The organism is uncultured Paracoccus sp., from assembly GCF_937873615.1.
Taxonomy (GTDB): domain Bacteria; phylum Pseudomonadota; class Alphaproteobacteria; order Rhodobacterales; family Rhodobacteraceae; genus Paracoccus.
In genome coordinates, this window is record NZ_CALMYP010000024.1 from 1 (window position 1) to 15,484 (window position 15,484).

Sequence of the window (15,484 nt, forward strand, 5' to 3'; positions counted from 1 at the left end):
AGAAAAAGGCCGCATGAAAGAGCAAAGAAACCGGCACCTTTTCGAGACAAGTCCAGCGCCGAAGAATCCGGGGCCGGAAATGAGAAACGCCCCGGGCTGGCCGGGGCGTTTTTTCGTGAGAGCGCGCGATCAGAAATGGATGGCGCGACCGTAGGCGGACAGGACCGATTCGTGCATCATTTCCGACAGGGTCGGATGCGGGAAGACGGTTTCCATCAGCTCGGCCTCGGTGGTTTCCAGCGTGCGGCCGACGACATAGCCCTGAATCAGTTCGGTCACCTCGGCGCCGATCATATGGGCGCCCAGAAGTTCGCCGGTCTTGGCGTCGAAGACGGTCTTGACCAGCCCGTCAGGCTCGCCAAGCGCAATCGCCTTGCCATTGCCGATGAAGGGGAAGCGGCCGACCTTGACCTCGTAACCGGCTTCCTTGGCCTTGGCCTCGGTCAGCCCGACAGAGGCGACCTGCGGGTGGCAATAGGTGCAGCCGGCGATGGAGTTCGGCTTGATCGCGTGCGGATGGCCGCCGGCGATCAGTTCCGCGACCATCACGCCTTCATGGCTGGCCTTATGCGCCAGCCAGGGCGCGCCGGCCACGTCGCCGATGGCATAAAGCCCTTCAACCCCGGTGCGGCAGAATTCGTCGGTCACGACATGGGTGCGGTCGATCTTCACGCTCAGTTTTTCGAGGCCCAGATCCTCGACATTGCCGACGATGCCGACAGCCGAGATCACGGTGTCGAATTCGACCTTCTCGGTCTTGCCGCCCGATTCGATCTCGGCGATGACCTTGTCGGCCTTGCGATCCAGCGACTTCACCGTCGCCTTTTCCATGATCTTCATGCCCTGTTTCTCGAACTGCTTCTTGGCCAGGGCCGAGATTTCGGCATCCTCGACCGGCAGGACCCGGTCCATCACCTCGACCACGGTCGTATCGACGCCGAGCGTGTTGAAGAAGCTGGCAAATTCGATGCCGATGGCGCCCGAGCCGATGACCAGCAGCTTCTTCGGCATATGCGGCGGTTTCAGCGCGTGCTTATAGCTCCAGACCCGCTTGCCGTCGGCTTCCAGCCCCGGCAGGTTGCGCGCCCGCGCCCCGGTGGCGAGGATGACCGACTTGGCGGTCAGTTCTTCCGTGCCTTTGTCGGTCTTGACCGAGACCTTGCCCGGCGCGGTGATCGTCGCCGCACCCATGATCACCGTGACCTTGTTCTTCTTCAGCAGATGGCCGACCCCGGCCGAAAGCTGCTTGGCCACCCCGCGCGAGCGTTCGACCACCTTGTCGATGTCATAGCCCGGTTTTTCGACCGACAGGCCGAATTCCTTGGCGCGATGCATCAGGTGAAAGACCTCGGACGAGCGCAGCAGCGCCTTGGTCGGAATGCATCCCCAGTTCAGGCAGATGCCACCAAGGTGTTCGCGTTCCACGCAAGCCACCTTGAGGCCAAGCTGTGCCGCGCGGATCGCCGCGACATAGCCGCCGGGGCCTGCACCGATCACGATCACGTCGAAATTCTGCGCCATGAAAACCTCCTCGGCTAAGATAGTTCAGCGTTAAACCAATTACCCGGGGTCAGCAAGCGACAGGCTGCCCTTGACCAGGGCCGCATAGCCGCCCTGATCGAGGAACATACGTTCCTGCGGTGTCGTCTCGCGGCCGAGCGGGTCGTTTCGCCACGGAAAGCGACCGAAACGGCGGATCACCTCGCGATGCAGCCGCGCATGGCGCAGGTTCTCGCCGGGCATGCGGTCCTCGAACAGGGTGACGGCGCGATTCTGATCGCCCATCTCCTCGGAATGTTCGAAAGGCAGATAGAAGAACTGCCGCTGCGGCTCTGGGGTGGCAAGGTCGTGCCCCTCGGCGATAGCGGCATCGGCGATGCGGCGGGCCAGCTTGTCGGTGGCAAAGCTGCGGGCATCGCCCCGGAACATATTGCGCGGGAACTGATCGGCCAGGATCAGCAGCGCCAGCGAGGCGTCGCGCCCCTTTGGCCAATCGCCCGCCAGAGCGTCGATCTTTTCCCAGGCGGGGCGGAAACGCGTGCGGATGTCATCGTCAAGCGTCGGGCCGGGCTGATACCAGCCCTTTTCGCCAACCTCATCCAACCAGAACGAGATCACGTCATCCGGCACCATTGGCTGCCCTCCCCTCTTCTACGGGTATGGTTGCAGCAGCGGCGCGCAGGTGCAAGCCGCTATCGTCAGGAGGGGTGTTCTTCGCCGGCTTCGGCAGGTGCGACCTCGTAATCTGCCGGGGCGATGTCTTCCTGATCCTCGACCGGGGGGGGGTCGTCCTGCGCGTTTTCCAGCGCCACCTCGACCGCGACCGTGGTCGCGGCGGGGGCGATGACGGCGAAGCTGCCTGTCTCCTCCGGGGTCAGGGCCACGCGCTGCGTCATCCGCCAGGCGGTATAGGCAGCCAGTGCCGCCATCAGCAGCAGGATATAGATCCAGAAGCCGTTCGGCCCGATCACCGACATCATCCGCCCGACGATCAGCGGGCCGCCGACCGCGCCGAGCCCGTTGAGGAACAGCAGCCCCGCCGAGGCCGCCGCCATGTCGTCGGCATCGAGGTAGTCGTTGGTATGGGCCAGCAGCAGCGCATAGACCGGGTTGGCCACGCCGCCGGCGATGCCGGCCACGATCAGCGTGCCCCAGATGCCGGGATCGAGCAACAGTTGCAGGGCGATGGCCAATACGCCGAGGACCAGCAATTGCAGGATCAGCAGGCGCCGGTCCATGCGGTCTGACAGCCAGCCGATGGGGAATTGCGCCACCAGCCCGCCCAGATAGACCGCCGCGACGATGGCCGAGATGTCGCGCACGCTCATCCCCTTGACCGTGCCCCAGACCGAGGTCATGCCGAGCATGGCCGAGAACACCCCGCCCATGACGAAGATCCCGATACAGCCAAGCGGCGAGACCTGATAAAGCCGCTTGAAGCTCATCCGTTTCAGCGCCCCGAAGGCCGGCGCGGGCTGGGCCGACAGCAGGATCGGGGTAAAGGCCAGCGAGACCAGCACCGAAGGCACAATGAACAGCATGAAGCCGCCCGGATCGCCGAAATTGATCAGGAACTGCGCGCTGACCAGCCCGATCATCTGCACGATCATATAGGCGGACATGGCCTGACCGCGATTCTCGTTGGTGGTCGAGGCGTTCAGCCAGCTTTCGGCGGTGATATAGACGCCCGAGAAGGAAAACCCGATCAGCACACGCAGCAGCGACCAGACGATCCAGTTCGGCACGGCGGCGTAAAGGATCAGCACCGCCGAGATAAGCGAGCCGAGCGCGGCGAAGACCCGCACATGCCCGACCCGCTGGATCATCCCCGGCACCATCCGGCTGCCGAGCAGGAAGCCCGCGAAATAGCCGGACATGACCACGGCCATATGGTCGGTCGATATCTGCTCATAGCCGCCGCGGATCCCCAGAAGCGTGCCCTGCATCCCGTTGCCAACCAGAAGCAGCATGATGCCGAGCAGAAGCGGCCAGGTGGTGCGAAGAACGGAAATCATGCGGACCTCTCGGGGATCAGAAGCGAGGCATCTCCGTAGGAGAAGAAGCGATAACCCGTGTCAACCGCGTGACGATAGATCTCGCGGATCGCATCCTGCCCCATCAGCGCCGAGACCAGCATCAGCAGGGTGGATTTCGGCAGGTGGAAATTGGTCATCAGCGCATCGGTGACGCGGAAGCGAAAGCCGGGATAGATGAAGATGTCGGTGGCGGCGGCGAAGGGGGCGACGCGGCCGTCATCGGTTGCAGCCGATTCGATAAGGCGCAGCGCGGTGGTGCCGACCGGGATCACCCGCCCGCCTTGCGCTTTGGTCTGGTTGATAAGGGCCGCCGCCTCGGGCGTGACCTCGCCCCATTCGGCATGCATCCTGTGGGTGGTCACATCCTCGACCTTGACCGGCAGGAAGGTGCCGGCACCGACATGCAGGGTGACATGGGCAAAGCGGATGCCGCGCGCGTCCAGTTCGGCCAGCAGGGATTGATCGAAATGCAGGCTGGCGGTCGGGGCCGCGACAGCGCCCGAATTCTTCGCCCAGACGGTCTGGTAATCGCTGCGGTCGGCGGCGTCGGGGGCGCGCAAAGCCGCGATATAGGGCGGCAGGGGCATGGCGCCGACCTGATCGAGCGCCGCATCCAGCGCATTGCCCGCCGCATCGAAATCCAGAATCAGATCGGTCTCGCCCATCTCGGCCACCCGGGCCGAGAGCGTCTTGCCGAAGCGGATCACCTCGCCCGGTTTCAGCTTGCGCAGCGGCTTCGCCAGCGCCCGCCAGCCGGTTGCCACGGGTTCGAGCAGCGTGATCTCGACCTTCGCCGTCACCTCGCCCTGCAGGGTCTGGCGCAGGCGCTGACCGCTCAGCCGCGCCGGGATCACCTTGGTGTCATTGAGCACCAGCAGATCGCCGGGGCGCAGGATGTCGGGCAGATCGAAGACATGCCGGTCCGCGATCGTCTGCCCCTGTGCCAGAAGCAGGCGCGCGGCGCTGCGCGGCCGCGCGGGTCGCGTCGCGATCAGGCCTTCCGGCAGGTGAAAATCGAAATCCGACAGCTTCATGCGGCGGCTTCTCTGCCTGCAAAACCGGCAGGTCAACCCCCGGTCAGGGACCGCCGATGCAAATGCCGGTCAACAGGCGTTGATGCGGGCGGAAAATGACAGAGATGCAAGGGGTTCCAGCCCCGGGGCCAGACCCCGGCCCCCAACGCGCCCCGATGGCCACCGCGCGTATCGGAGCGGTTCCGGCCTTCTCGCCGCGATCAACGCCTGACCCGCAATACCGATTCGACGCAAAGCGGAAGCGGTTCGGATTTCAATCGGCGCCGGGCCTTCCGCCCGCCCGCGCCAGTGCCAAAGCCCCGTCGAGCGGCCCGCCCAGAGGGTCGAGGATCGGCCAATGCCCGGCCAGAAGCCCGGCATAAAGCGGGCCGAGACCGCCGGTAAAGACCACAGGCAGATCCGCATCGCCGCGCAAGCGCGAGATCGAGGCCGCCACCGTCCGGGCCGCCTCTGCCAGCAGCCTTTCGGCGGCAGGGTCTTCGCGCGCAGCCATGATATGGCGGATCTCGGCACCGAATTCGGCCCCGGTGGCCCGACGGGCGAAGGCCACGATCCCGGCCGGCCCGCCATGCCGGGCAAGGGTCGCATGGGTCAGGGGCGTGGCCACCGACAGCCCGTCATGGGCGCGCAGCACATCGGCAAGAAAACGTCTGCCCAGCCAGTTGCCCGAGCCTTCATCGCCCAGCACCGGCCCCCAGCCGCCAAGCGTCGCGACCTTGCCCTGCACCTGCCGGATGAAGACCGAACCCGTGCCCATCGCCGCCACGATCCCGTCCCGTGGACCGAGCGCACCGGCAGCGGCGGTCTGGGCATCCTGGAGGACCCGGGTCCGAGCGAAGGGCAGCAATGCCGGCAACCATTCGGCGGCACCGGAGGTATTCGCCCCCGCCAGCCCCAGCACCGCGCTGACCTGTGCCGGATCGTGACCGCCAAGGGCCTGGCTCGCGCAGGCACTCAGCGCCGCGACGGCACCTTCGGGGTCGGACATGATATTGCAGGGACCGCCCTCGCCCCGGCCAAGCACATGGCCCTGATCGTCGGCCAGCACCGCGCGGCAACCGCTGCCGCCGCCGTCCAGCCCCAGAAACAGCGTCAATCCATATCCGGGAAGAACCTGCCGCCGGGCGAGAGGGTGAAAATCTCGGCCCCGGTGGCGGTGACGCCGATCGAGTGTTCGAACTGCGCCGACAGCGATTTGTCGCGGGTCACTGCCGTCCAGTCATCGGCCAGAACCTTGGTCTCGGGCCGGCCGAGATTGATCATCGGTTCGATGGTGAAGAACATGCCTTCCTCGATCACCGGGCCTTTGCCGGGGCGACCGAAATGCAGCACGTTGGGCGGGGCGTGAAAGACCCGGCCAAGGCCGTGGCCGCAGAAATCGCGCACCACCGACATGCGCTGCCCCTCGGCATATTCCTGGATCGCCCAGCCGATATCGCCGAAGGTGGCACCGGGGCGCACGGCCTCGATCCCCTTCATCAGCGCGTCATGGGTGACCTGGATCAGCCGCTTCGCCTTTACCGAGGGCTTGCCGGCGACATACATCCGGCTGCTGTCGCCGAACCAGCCATCGACGATCACGGTCACGTCGATATTCAGGATATCGCCGTCTTTCAGCAGCTTGTCGCCGGGAATGCCGTGGCAGACGACATGATTCACGCTGATGCAACTGGCATGTTGATAGCCGCGATAGCCGATGGTGGCCGAGGTCGCGCCCGCAGCCTCGACCCGGTTCCGGATGAAATCGTCGATCTCGCCGGTCGTCGCGCCGGGCTGGACCAGGGCGGCCACCTCGTCGAGGATCAGCGCGGCAAGCGCGCCGGCCTTCTGCATACCCGCGAAATCGCCGGGCTGATGAATGCGGATACCTTCCCGCGTGACCGTGCCGTCGTTCATGATCCTACCTTTCCTTCACCGTCACATAACCACGGCGGGCGGCTTGTTCCAGCCCCGTGGCGCGCGTAGTCTCGCCCGAAAACGGAGACACAGATGCAATCCGACAACAAGACCGCCGCGATTCTGGTCATCGGCGACGAAATCCTTTCGGGCCGCACCCGCGAGGGCAATGCCCATCACCTGTCCGGCGTGCTGAACGCGGTCGGCATCGACCTGAAGGAAATCCGCGTCGTCGCCGACGAGCAGCCGTTGATCGTCGAGGCGATCCGGGCGCTCGATGGCTCGCTTGGCGGGCGCTACGACCTGCTGTTCACCTCGGGCGGGATCGGCCCCACCCATGACGACGTGACCGCCGATGCGGTGGCCGAGGCTTTCGGTGTCGGGATCGAGATGAATGACGAGGCTCTGGCCGTGATGCGCGCCCGCTGGGAGGCCCGCGGGGTCGAGGTCAGCGGCAACCGGCTGCGCATGGCCCGTATCCCGCTGACGGCAAAGCTGATCCCGAACAGTTTCAGCGCCGCCCCCGGCTTTCATATCGGCAATACCTATGTGATGGCCGGCGTGCCCGAGGTCTTCCGGGTCATGGTCGAGGCGATCCTGCCGGAATTGCCAACGGGCCGGATACCGGTCAGCGAATCGCTCGATGTGCATCGCGGCGAATCGGACGTGGCCGACGATCTGAAGGCGGTGGCGGACAGCTATGGGGATCTCTCGCTCGGCTCCTATCCCTGGCATCGGGACGGGACCTACGGCACGGTGCTGGTGATCCGGGGCCTCGACGGGGGCCGCGTGGCCTCGGCCATGGCCGAGTTGAAGCAGCGGATCGGGATGTGAGCCGGCCCGGCCCCGAGATCGAGGCCGCCTTCGAGGGCAGTTGGCCGGCCGCAGAATATGCCGAGGCCGGGGGCTTTCGCATCGGTCGCGGTCTTGGCGGCGGCAAGCGCGTCGGCTCGGCCCGGGCGACGGGGCCGGATTGGACGGCGGCGGGGATCGACCGGGCCGTGGACGTTCAGAAGATGTGGGATCAGTCGCCGATCTTCCGGGTTTCGGACAGCGAGCCCCGTCTGGCCGAAGCCCTGTCCGCCCGTGGTTTCCGCGACCATACGCCGACGGTGATGATGACCGCGCCGGTCGCGGCGCTGACCGATATCGATGTGCCGCCGGTCACCAGCTTCGCGCTCTGGCCGCCGCTCGCCATCCAGCGCGAATTGTGGGAGGAACAGGGCATCGGCCCGGCCCGGCAGGCGGTGATGGCGCGGGTTGCGGCACCGAAGGCGGCGCTTCTGGGGCGGATCAAGGACCGCGCCGCTGCCGTGGCCTTTGTGGCCGAGGTGCAGGGAATTGCGGTGCTGCACGCGCTTGAGGTGCTGCCGTCGATGCGCCGCGAGGGGTTGGCCACCTGGACCCTGCGCGAGGCCGCATTCTGGGCCGAGGCGCGGGGAGCCGATACGATGCTGCTGGCGGTCACAGCCGGAAATGCCGGTGCCATCGCGCTTTATCGCAAGCTGGGTTTTGCGCCCGTCGCCGGCTATCGCTATTTCGAGGCCTGAGCCTCAGCCCCGCCCGAAACGGCGGAATTCGCGCTTCAGCAGTTCAAGCTCGGCCCGGACGAGGTCCAGCTCGGCCAGCAGGTCGCGCTGCAGCGCCCGCCCGGCAGAGACCGAGAGGCTGGCCAGAGGCTGGCCCCGCCCGACCGGCGCTTCATCGCCCGCGACCTCCTCGAACAGCAGGAAGCTGGTCACGCCGTCGCCCAGACGCTCGGCCGGCAGATCCACGTCGATGCGCCAGATGCCTTCGCCCGCCGCCGCGATCCGGGCCTCGGCAACGCGTTCGCCGTTATGGACCAGCCCGGCCTGTGCCGGGGCGGCAGCGCGGTGCAGAAGCCCCGACCAGGTGCCCGCCTTCAAACCGAGATTTTCGAAGTCAGACATGGCTCACCTATACATTCGCCCGCAAATGCCGCGAGAAGATCATTTCGCGGACGGTCACGGCATTCATGGCCGGCTTTTCGAAGATCAGGTCCAGCCAGATCTTGTCCAGCCGCTTTTCGTTCATCTGGGTCAGGGCGAGGTCGAATTCCACGACCTTCGAACAGGTCCGGCCCGGCGCTATTTCGCCCAGATGGCGAAGCAGTTCTTCGGTATTCGGGCCATTTCCGATATTCAGCCGGGCATAGATATTCTGGCTGGCCTCGACCTGCAGAACGAGTGCCAGACGAATGATGTGATTGTGGGTCAGCCCGTCCAGAACCTCGGGCGCGAGATCGATGGACAGCGAAAGGAAGCTTCCAGAAAAGCCGAAGGTCTCCAGCCGCAGCCCGAAAGCCGCCAGATCGGTCACATCGACATTGCGAATCTGGTGCAGGATCAGTGTGCAATCGGTGCAATCGTGCCAGAGGGCGGTGCCGTCGGTCAGCTTGCCGCCACTTTGTGGCGCGACCATTCCCGGCTGACGAAGCGCCGCGTCAAGCAGTTCGGGTCGCCACCGCCAATCGGTGCCAGCAGGCAGGGGCAGCGCAGACAATGCGGCACGGCTGGCAAGAACACGGTCGGTCGAGATCAACAGAAACTGGTCGAGTTCGCGCTGCAACTGCCTGGCTTCGGCGCGCAGATTGCGCAGCCGTGCCGGGCGCAGATTCTGGATGTCGCGGCGCATCGCAGCCCAGATCGCGGCAACGCGCTGCCGTGCCATGCGATCCAACCAAATGCGCGGACGTAAGGGCAAACCCGATCCTGTCAACCAAATATCTCGACCTGCCACGGAATAAACAAGCCAATGGCCTGCGGCAAGCCTTCATTGGGGGATAACGCGTCCAACTCCTCGGCAGGGACCTCGCCTGAATCGTCGTTGCAGCGCCGGGTCAACCGCGTCCCACCCCTCACAACAGGGGCGCCGCCAGGGCCAGAAGGTTGTTGCGGATCCGGCGCCAGAAGGACCATGACTGGACTTCGCTGAGGCTCAATTCGCGCGACCGCCCGACATAGCTGTCCTGCCGTTCGTCCACGATTTCCGCAAAGTTTCCACCCGAGACGACAAGGTTCATCTCGTAATTCAGCTCGAAACTGCGGCGGTCGAGATTGCCGCTGCCCAGCATGGTGATGCGCCCATCGACGGTGACCAGCTTGGCGTGAAGCAGCCCGCCCTCGAACAGGCGAATCTGCACGCCGGAGCGCAGCAAACCGTAATAGAACCCTTCGGAGGCGCCGCGCACCAGCAGCGAATCGTTGCGCGCCGGCAGGATCAGCGTCACCTCGACCCCGCGCCGTGCGCAGGCCTGAATGGCCGCGTCCAAGGCCGCTGTCGGCACATAATAGGGCGTCGTGATCGTCACCCGATGACGGGCGATGGCCAGCATGGCCAGGATGCAATCCTGCACGCTGCCCTCGCGCCGGTCGGGGCCGGTCGCCAGCACCTGCGCCACCAGCCCGGGCCGATCCGCCGCCGGCACCGTGGCCAGCATCTCGGCCCCCAGATCCTGTCCGGTATAGCTCATCCAGTCGGCCAGGAAGACGCCCTGCATCTGCCGCACGACCGGGCCTTCCACGGACAGCCAGACATCGACCCAGGGCGCATATTTCGGCTTCATCGAAAAGGCCATGTCGGCGGCATTGCGGCTGCCGGTAAAGCCGATCCGGTTGTCGATCAGCACGATCTTGCGGTGATTGCGCAGATCCAGCCGCCGGCTGAGCGCGCGCATCGGCGAAAAGCCCGCCGGCATGGCCACGTCAAGCTCGACCCCGCTGTCCAGCATCTCGCGCCATGCCGTCGTCCGGGTGAACTTCCGCGACCCGATGGCATCGACGATCACCCGGCAGGCCACCCCGCGCCGCGCCGCCGCGCAAAGCGCCGTGGCCACGCGCCGGCCGCTGGTATCGTCCAGCCAGATATAGAACAGCACATGGACATGATCCTCGGCCGCGTCGATGGCGTGGATCATGGCATCGAAACCGTCATCGGCCTCGGCCAGCAGCGCCAGGCGATTGCCCGAAAGCGGCATCATCCCCCCCACCGCCCGCACGGTCGAACTGATCCCGGCCAGCCAGTCGGGCGGATCGGTCACCGCATCGGGGCTGGGTTCCCATATGCCGGACAGGTGATCGCGGATGTCGCGGGCGCGCTGACGCTCGGCATGGGCGATTCGCACCTCTCCGAACAGCAGATAGGCGATGATGCCGACGACCGGCAGTGTCGAGACGATCATGATCCAGGCGATGCGGGTCGAGGATTCCATCCGCTGGCGCGTCAGCACCCGCAGCACGACCGCCCAGGCCAGGACATAGCTCAGCGCCAGAATGAATGTCGTCCACATGACCGCCATCAAAGCCTGCATCGGGGGCGCATGCAATTGCATTTCGGGGCCGCAGCGCCTATCTCTGGGCGCGCCCACCGGGTCAGGAGCCAAGGCATATGAACTGGATCACCAATTACGTCCGTCCGCGCATCAATTCGCTGTTTTCGCGGCGCGAAGTGCCTGAAAACCTTTGGACGAAATGCCCCGAATGCGGCACCATGCTGTTCCATCGCGAACTGGCCGAGAACCTGCAGGTCTGCATGAATTGCGGCCATCACCTGCCGATCACGCCGCGCGACCGCTTCGCCTCGCTGTTCGATAACGGCATTTTCAAGGACGTGGCCGTCCCCGAGCCCATCGCCGACCCGCTGCAATTCCGCGACCAGAAGAAATATCCCGACCGGATGAAGGCCGCGCGCCTCGCCACCGGCGAGAAAGAGGCGATGCTGGTCGCCGAGGGCGAGATCGGGCGCACCCCCATCGTGGCGGCGGCGCAGGATTTCAGCTTCATGGCCGGCTCCATGGGCATGTATGTCGGCAATGCGATCATCGCCGCCGCCGAACGCGCGGTCGAATTGAAGCGCCCGCTGGTGCTGTTTTCCGCCGCAGGCGGCGCCCGGATGCAGGAAGGCATCCTGTCGCTGATGCAGATGCCGCGCACCACCGTCGCCATCGAGATGCTGAAGGAAGCCGGCCTGCCCTATATCGTCGTGCTGACCCATCCGACGACCGGCGGCGTCACCGCCTCCTATGCCATGCTGGGCGATGTCCAGATTGCCGAGCCCAATGCGCTGATCTGCTTTGCCGGTCCGCGCGTGATCGAACAGACCATCCGCGAAAAACTGCCCGAGGGCTTCCAGCGCGCCGAATATCTGCTGGAACACGGGATGCTCGACCGCGTCACCAAGCGCGGCGACCTGCGCGAGGAACTGATCGTGATCCTGCGCATGATGGGCGGCCTGCCGCCGGCGGTGATGGGCGAATTGCCGGCACCGGGGGCGGCGACCTCGACCCTGGCCATTGCCGCGGCCCCTGCCCCGGCCGAAGCCGCAGCGGCTCCGGTCGAACCGAAGGCCTGACCACCCGCAGCCCGTCCTTGAGGGGGAGTCCGAGATGGACCATTCCGACACCATCCTTGCGCGGGTGATGGGCCTGCATCCGAAGATCATCGACCTGTCGCTGGACCGGATGCTGCGCCTGCTGGACGAACTCGGCAATCCGCAGGGCCAATTGCCGCCGGTGATCCATATCGCCGGCACCAATGGCAAGGGCTCGACCCAGGCGATGATCCGCGCCGGGCTGGAAGCGGCGGGCAAGCGCGTCCATGCCTATACATCGCCGCATCTCGCGCGCTTTCACGAGCGCATCCGGCTTGGCAGCACGCTGATCCCCGAAGACGCGCTGTCCGCCATCCTGACCGAGATCGAGGGGGTGAATGCCGGTCGCCCGATCACCTTTTTCGAACTGACCACCGCCGCCGCATTCCTGGCCTTCGCCCGCAGCCCCGCCGATTATACGCTGCTGGAGGTGGGCCTCGGCGGGCGGCTGGACGCGACCAATGTGGTGAGCGCGCCGGCGCTGACGATCATCACCCCGATCAGCATCGACCATACCCAATATCTGGGCGAGACCCTGCCCGAGATCGCCGGCGAGAAGGCCGGCATCCTGAAACGCCGGGTTCCGGTGATCGTTTCGCGCCAGCCCGAGGAAGCGCTGACGGTGATCGAGGATCGCGCCGCACGGCTTGGCGCCCCGGTCATCGCCTGCGGCCAGCAATGGCAGGTCGCAACCGAAGGCGAGGGCATGATCTTTCAGGACGAGAACGGCCTCATCGACCTGCCGCGCCCGAATCTGCCGGGCCCCCACCAGATCGACAATGCCGGCACCGCCATCGCGGCGCTGCGCGCGATGGGCTTCGGCGCGCCCGAGGCACTGGCGGCAGTCACCCGTGCCGAATGGCCGGCACGGATGCAGCGCCTGAAACACGGCCCGCTTGTCGATCTGGCCCATGCGCATGGCTGCGAATTGTGGCTGGATGGGGGGCATAACCCCGCCGGCGGTCAGGCCATCGCGGCCACGCTGGCCGGCATGGCCCGCAAGCCCACGCATCTGATCTGCGGGATGCTGAACACCAAGGATGTCGCGGGCTATCTGCGCCCGCTGGCGCAGGTCGCGCAATCGCTGACCGCCGTCTCGATCCCGGGCGAGGCGAACACCCTGCCCGCCGAGGAAACCCGCAAATCCGCCGAAGCCGTCGGGCTTTCCGCGACCGAGGCCGCGACCACGACCGAAGCCGTCGCAAGACTGGCCGCCGCCCATCCCGGCGCAAGGCTGCTGATCTGCGGCTCGCTTTATCTTGCCGGGCAGGTCTTGCGCGAGAACGGCTAGGCTTCCTGCCCCCAATGCGCATCCTGCATCTCGCGCAAGCGCGAGGCGGTGCGTTCGAATTCGAAACTGCCCTCGCCCTCGATATAGAGGCTTTCCGGTTCCGCCGCAGCCGAGGCGATGACGCGCACCTTCGCCTCGTAAAGCGCGTCGATCAGGGTCACGAAACGCTTGGCCTCATTGAAATTCGACGAAGAAAGCTGCGGAATGTCGTCGATCAGCAGCAGCTCCACCGCAGCCGCCAGGGCCAGATAATCCGCCGCACCGAGCGCGCGCGAACAGAGGTCCCAGAAACGCGCCCGCGCCAACTTTCCCTGATGCTGCGGGATCTCGACCTTGCGGCCATAGACATCGAGGATCAGCGGCGGGGTCGGCGCGCCGCCGGTCAGATCCTTCCAGATCGCCGCCATTTCGGCATGGGTTTCGCGGTTCAGCGGGCTGAACCAGACCGGATCGCCCGCCGCCCGGCCCTGCCGGTGATCGCGCGGGCTGTCGAGGGGCAGCACCTCCATCTTCTCGCGCAGCAGGTCGATGAAGGGCAGGAAAAGCTGGCGGTTGAGGCCGTTCTTGTAGAGATCCTCGGGCGGGCGGTTCGAGGTAGTGACGATGCAGACCCCGCGCGCGAACAGCCCTTCGAACAGCCGCCCGACGATCATCGCATCGGCGATATCGGTGATCTGCATCTCGTCGAAGCAGAGAAGTCGCGCCTGTTCGGCAACCGCTTCGGCCACCGGGCGGATCGCGTCCTGTTCGCCGCGCTTGCGGGCCTCGTTCAGGCCGGCCTGGATTTCCTGCATGAATTCGTGGAAATGCACCCGCCGCTTGGCGCTGATCGGGGCGGCCTCGGTCAGCAGGTCCATGAGCATGGACTTGCCGCGCCCGACCCCGCCCCACAGGTAAAGCCCGCGCGGTGCCTGCGGCGCGGGTGCGCCCCCGCCGCCGAACCAGCCGCGCCAGCCCGCGCGCGGGGCCGGCTGGTCGTCCTGCACCAATGCGACCGCAACCCGGTCCAGTTCCGGCAGCACATCACGCTGCGCGGCGTCATCCTTGAGTAGCCCTGCCGCAACGCGGGCATCGTAAAGTGCCGTGACCGAAGACATCAGGGCCTGAAATTCTCGAAGGTGATGCCATCGGCGACATGCCGGGCCTCGACTGCCGCTTCCGCGCTGCGGACGGTCCAGCACTGCACCGGCACGCCCCGCGCCTTCAGCGCCGCCACCGCCGGATTGGTCAGGTCCGCCCGGTCGTGAGAGATGAACTCGGCCCCGACACGGTCGTAATCCGACAGCGCCCCCAGCTTCGCCCGCGCGGCATCGTCCAGCATCGGCCAGTCGCCCTTGCCGAAGGCGCAGGTGGTCAGCCCGCGCGTGACATCCGGGGCCGCCTCGCCGAAGGCCGCGACGGTATTCGGGTTGAAGGACATTACCGCAACCGGCCCCTCATAGGCTTCCAGCAATGCGGCGACGCGCTTGTGCACCTCTCCGATGCCGGTGCCAAGCCGGCCATCCTGATCCTTGATCTCGATCAGCAGCGGCACCTGCCCGGCGATCTCGCGCAGGGTTTCGGCCAGCGTCGGGATCGGCTCGTCGGTGCCGGCCAGCCTTTCCTTGGCCAGATCGTCCAGATCCATGTCGCTGATATAGCCCTCGTCGTCGCACATCCGGGTCAGGTCGTAATCGTGAAAGACCATCGGCGTGCCATCGGCGGCGGGCTGGATGTCCAGCTCGATCCCGTAGCCCGCTTCGATGGCGGCGCGGAAGGACGCCAGGGAATTTTCCGGCACGCCCTCGGAATGCAGCCCGCGATGGGCGATCGGGATGCGGGTGAAATCCGGGTGCAGGGCCATCACGCCACCTCGAAGATCGCTTCGATCTCGACCGCGACACCGCGCGGCAAAGCCGGGGCCGAGACGGCGGCGCGGGCATGGCGTCCGGCATCGCCGAACACCTCGACCATCAGGTCGGAACAGCCGTTCACCACCTCGGGCTGATCGCCGAAATCGGGGGTGGAATTGACGAAGGCGGTCAGCTTGACCACGCGCGCAACCCGGTCGAGCGAGCCGAGCGCCGCCCGCGCCTGCGCCAGCAGCCCCAACCCGCAGGTCCGCGCCGCAGCCGCGCCCGCCGCGACATCCATATCGTCGCCGAGCTTGCCACGGATCAGCCCATCGGCGCCATTCGAGATCTGGCCCGAGATGAAAAGCAGATTACCCGACAGCTGGTAGGGCACGTAATTGGCGACCGGGGCGAGCGCCTCGGGCAGGACAATCTTCAGCTCGGCCAAGCGGGCATCATGGGACATGGGGCAGCTCCGTCATGAATTCGGGCCGATCCTAGGACGGA

Annotated in this window: 16 protein-coding genes; 4 read left to right on the plus strand and 12 right to left on the minus strand. The window is 66.1% G+C overall.

The genetic code is table 11. The annotated features are described in order from the left end of the window. Positions 1-129: 129 nt before the first annotated feature. The 6 genes from lpdA to map form a co-directional block, all read right to left on the minus strand. Positions 130-1,521 carry a dihydrolipoyl dehydrogenase gene (lpdA, locus tag Q0330_RS07345; protein ID WP_299476680.1) on the minus strand — a complete coding sequence of 464 codons (1,392 nt, stop codon included), beginning with the start codon at positions 1,519-1,521 and terminating at the stop codon, positions 130-132. Between the two features lie 39 nt (positions 1,522-1,560). Continuing rightward, a complete protein-coding gene (locus Q0330_RS07350) occupies positions 1,561-2,133 on the minus strand; it encodes a DUF924 family protein (protein ID WP_299476683.1) in 573 nt (190 codons plus the stop codon). A gap of 65 nt (positions 2,134-2,198) precedes the next feature. Beyond that, positions 2,199-3,515: an MFS transporter gene (locus Q0330_RS07355; protein ID WP_299476686.1), complete on the minus strand. Its 1,317-nt coding sequence runs from the start codon at positions 3,513-3,515 to the stop codon at positions 2,199-2,201. Further along, complete coding sequence (queA, locus tag Q0330_RS07360) at positions 3,512-4,570, minus strand: tRNA preQ1(34) S-adenosylmethionine ribosyltransferase-isomerase QueA (protein WP_299476689.1); 1,059 nt, start codon at positions 4,568-4,570, stop codon at positions 3,512-3,514. Before queA ends, Q0330_RS07355 begins: the two co-directional genes overlap by 4 nt. Before the next feature lie 253 nt (positions 4,571-4,823). Continuing rightward, entirely contained in the window at positions 4,824-5,666 is an 843-nt protein-coding gene (locus tag Q0330_RS07365) for a BadF/BadG/BcrA/BcrD ATPase family protein (RefSeq protein WP_299476691.1), read from the minus strand. Beyond that, positions 5,663-6,466, minus strand: coding sequence for a type I methionyl aminopeptidase (map, locus tag Q0330_RS07370; protein WP_299476694.1), 804 nt, complete (start codon positions 6,464-6,466; stop codon positions 5,663-5,665). The genes Q0330_RS07365 and map overlap by 4 nt, the downstream gene beginning before the upstream one ends. 93 nt (positions 6,467-6,559) lie before the next feature. Here map and Q0330_RS07375 point away from each other — a divergent pair, with 93 nt between their 5' ends. Further along, on the plus strand, positions 6,560-7,300 hold the full coding sequence (locus Q0330_RS07375; protein WP_299476697.1) for a molybdopterin-binding protein: 741 nt from the start codon (positions 6,560-6,562) through the stop codon (positions 7,298-7,300). Then, positions 7,297-8,016, plus strand: a complete 720-nt coding sequence (locus Q0330_RS07380) for a GNAT family N-acetyltransferase (protein WP_299476700.1) — start codon at positions 7,297-7,299, stop codon at positions 8,014-8,016. The genes Q0330_RS07375 and Q0330_RS07380 overlap by 4 nt, the downstream gene beginning before the upstream one ends. Positions 8,017-8,019: 3 nt before the next feature. Here the strand turns inward: Q0330_RS07380 and Q0330_RS07385 are convergent, their stop codons facing one another. The 3 genes from Q0330_RS07385 to cls all read right to left on the minus strand — a co-directional run bounded on the left by Q0330_RS07385 (position 8,020) and on the right by cls (position 10,775). Continuing rightward, positions 8,020-8,397 carry a hypothetical protein gene (locus Q0330_RS07385; protein ID WP_299476703.1) on the minus strand — a complete coding sequence of 126 codons (378 nt, stop codon included), beginning with the start codon at positions 8,395-8,397 and terminating at the stop codon, positions 8,020-8,022. A 7-nt stretch (positions 8,398-8,404) separates the two neighbouring features. Continuing rightward, positions 8,405-9,226, minus strand: a complete 822-nt coding sequence (locus tag Q0330_RS07390; RefSeq protein WP_299476705.1) for a DUF6478 family protein — start codon at positions 9,224-9,226, stop codon at positions 8,405-8,407. Between the two features lie 118 nt (positions 9,227-9,344). After that, a complete protein-coding gene (gene cls / locus Q0330_RS07395; protein ID WP_299476708.1) occupies positions 9,345-10,775 on the minus strand; it encodes a cardiolipin synthase in 1,431 nt (476 codons plus the stop codon). Between the two features lie 98 nt (positions 10,776-10,873). Between cls and accD the strand changes: the two genes are divergently transcribed. After that, positions 10,874-11,836, plus strand: a complete 963-nt coding sequence (accD, locus tag Q0330_RS07400) for an acetyl-CoA carboxylase, carboxyltransferase subunit beta (RefSeq protein WP_299476711.1) — start codon at positions 10,874-10,876, stop codon at positions 11,834-11,836. Positions 11,837-11,870: 34 nt separating this feature from the next. Further along, a complete protein-coding gene (locus Q0330_RS07405) occupies positions 11,871-13,145 on the plus strand; it encodes a folylpolyglutamate synthase/dihydrofolate synthase family protein (RefSeq protein ID WP_299476714.1) in 1,275 nt (424 codons plus the stop codon). Here Q0330_RS07405 and zapE read toward each other — a convergent pair. The 3 genes from zapE to Q0330_RS07420 are packed head-to-tail and all read right to left on the minus strand — an operon-like array spanning position 13,142 to position 15,443. Continuing rightward, positions 13,142-14,242 carry a cell division protein ZapE gene (gene zapE, locus Q0330_RS07410; protein ID WP_299476716.1) on the minus strand — a complete coding sequence of 367 codons (1,101 nt, stop codon included), beginning with the start codon at positions 14,240-14,242 and terminating at the stop codon, positions 13,142-13,144. The genes Q0330_RS07405 and zapE overlap by 4 nt on opposite strands. Continuing rightward, positions 14,242-14,988: a glycerophosphodiester phosphodiesterase family protein gene (locus tag Q0330_RS07415; protein WP_299476719.1), complete on the minus strand. Its 747-nt coding sequence runs from the start codon at positions 14,986-14,988 to the stop codon at positions 14,242-14,244. The genes zapE and Q0330_RS07415 overlap by 1 nt, the downstream gene beginning before the upstream one ends. After that, complete coding sequence (locus tag Q0330_RS07420; protein WP_299476722.1) at positions 14,988-15,443, minus strand: RidA family protein; 456 nt, start codon at positions 15,441-15,443, stop codon at positions 14,988-14,990. The genes Q0330_RS07415 and Q0330_RS07420 overlap by 1 nt, the downstream gene beginning before the upstream one ends. Positions 15,444-15,484: the final 41 nt, after the last annotated feature.

Bases quoted from the DNA above. Each gene is read 5' to 3' on its own strand.
- lpdA (WP_299476680.1), bottom strand. From the start codon at position 1,521: ATGGCGCAGAATTTCGACGTGATCGTGATCGGTGCAGGCCCCGGCGGC.
- Q0330_RS07350 (WP_299476683.1), bottom strand. From the start codon at position 2,133: ATGGTGCCGGATGACGTGATCTCGTTCTGGTTGGATGAGGTTGGCGAA.
- Q0330_RS07355 (WP_299476686.1), bottom strand. From the start codon at position 3,515: ATGATTTCCGTTCTTCGCACCACCTGGCCGCTTCTGCTCGGCATCATG.
- queA (WP_299476689.1), bottom strand. From the start codon at position 4,570: ATGAAGCTGTCGGATTTCGATTTTCACCTGCCGGAAGGCCTGATCGCG.
- map (WP_299476694.1), bottom strand. From the start codon at position 6,466: ATGAACGACGGCACGGTCACGCGGGAAGGTATCCGCATTCATCAGCCC.
- Q0330_RS07375 (WP_299476697.1), top strand. From the start codon at position 6,560: ATGCAATCCGACAACAAGACCGCCGCGATTCTGGTCATCGGCGACGAA.
- Q0330_RS07385 (WP_299476703.1), bottom strand. From the start codon at position 8,397: ATGTCTGACTTCGAAAATCTCGGTTTGAAGGCGGGCACCTGGTCGGGG.
- cls (WP_299476708.1), bottom strand. From the start codon at position 10,775: ATGTGGACGACATTCATTCTGGCGCTGAGCTATGTCCTGGCCTGGGCG.
- accD (WP_299476711.1), top strand. From the start codon at position 10,874: ATGAACTGGATCACCAATTACGTCCGTCCGCGCATCAATTCGCTGTTT.
- Q0330_RS07405 (WP_299476714.1), top strand. From the start codon at position 11,871: ATGGACCATTCCGACACCATCCTTGCGCGGGTGATGGGCCTGCATCCG.
- zapE (WP_299476716.1), bottom strand. From the start codon at position 14,242: ATGTCTTCGGTCACGGCACTTTACGATGCCCGCGTTGCGGCAGGGCTA.
- Q0330_RS07415 (WP_299476719.1), bottom strand. From the start codon at position 14,988: ATGGCCCTGCACCCGGATTTCACCCGCATCCCGATCGCCCATCGCGGG.
- Q0330_RS07420 (WP_299476722.1), bottom strand. From the start codon at position 15,443: ATGTCCCATGATGCCCGCTTGGCCGAGCTGAAGATTGTCCTGCCCGAG.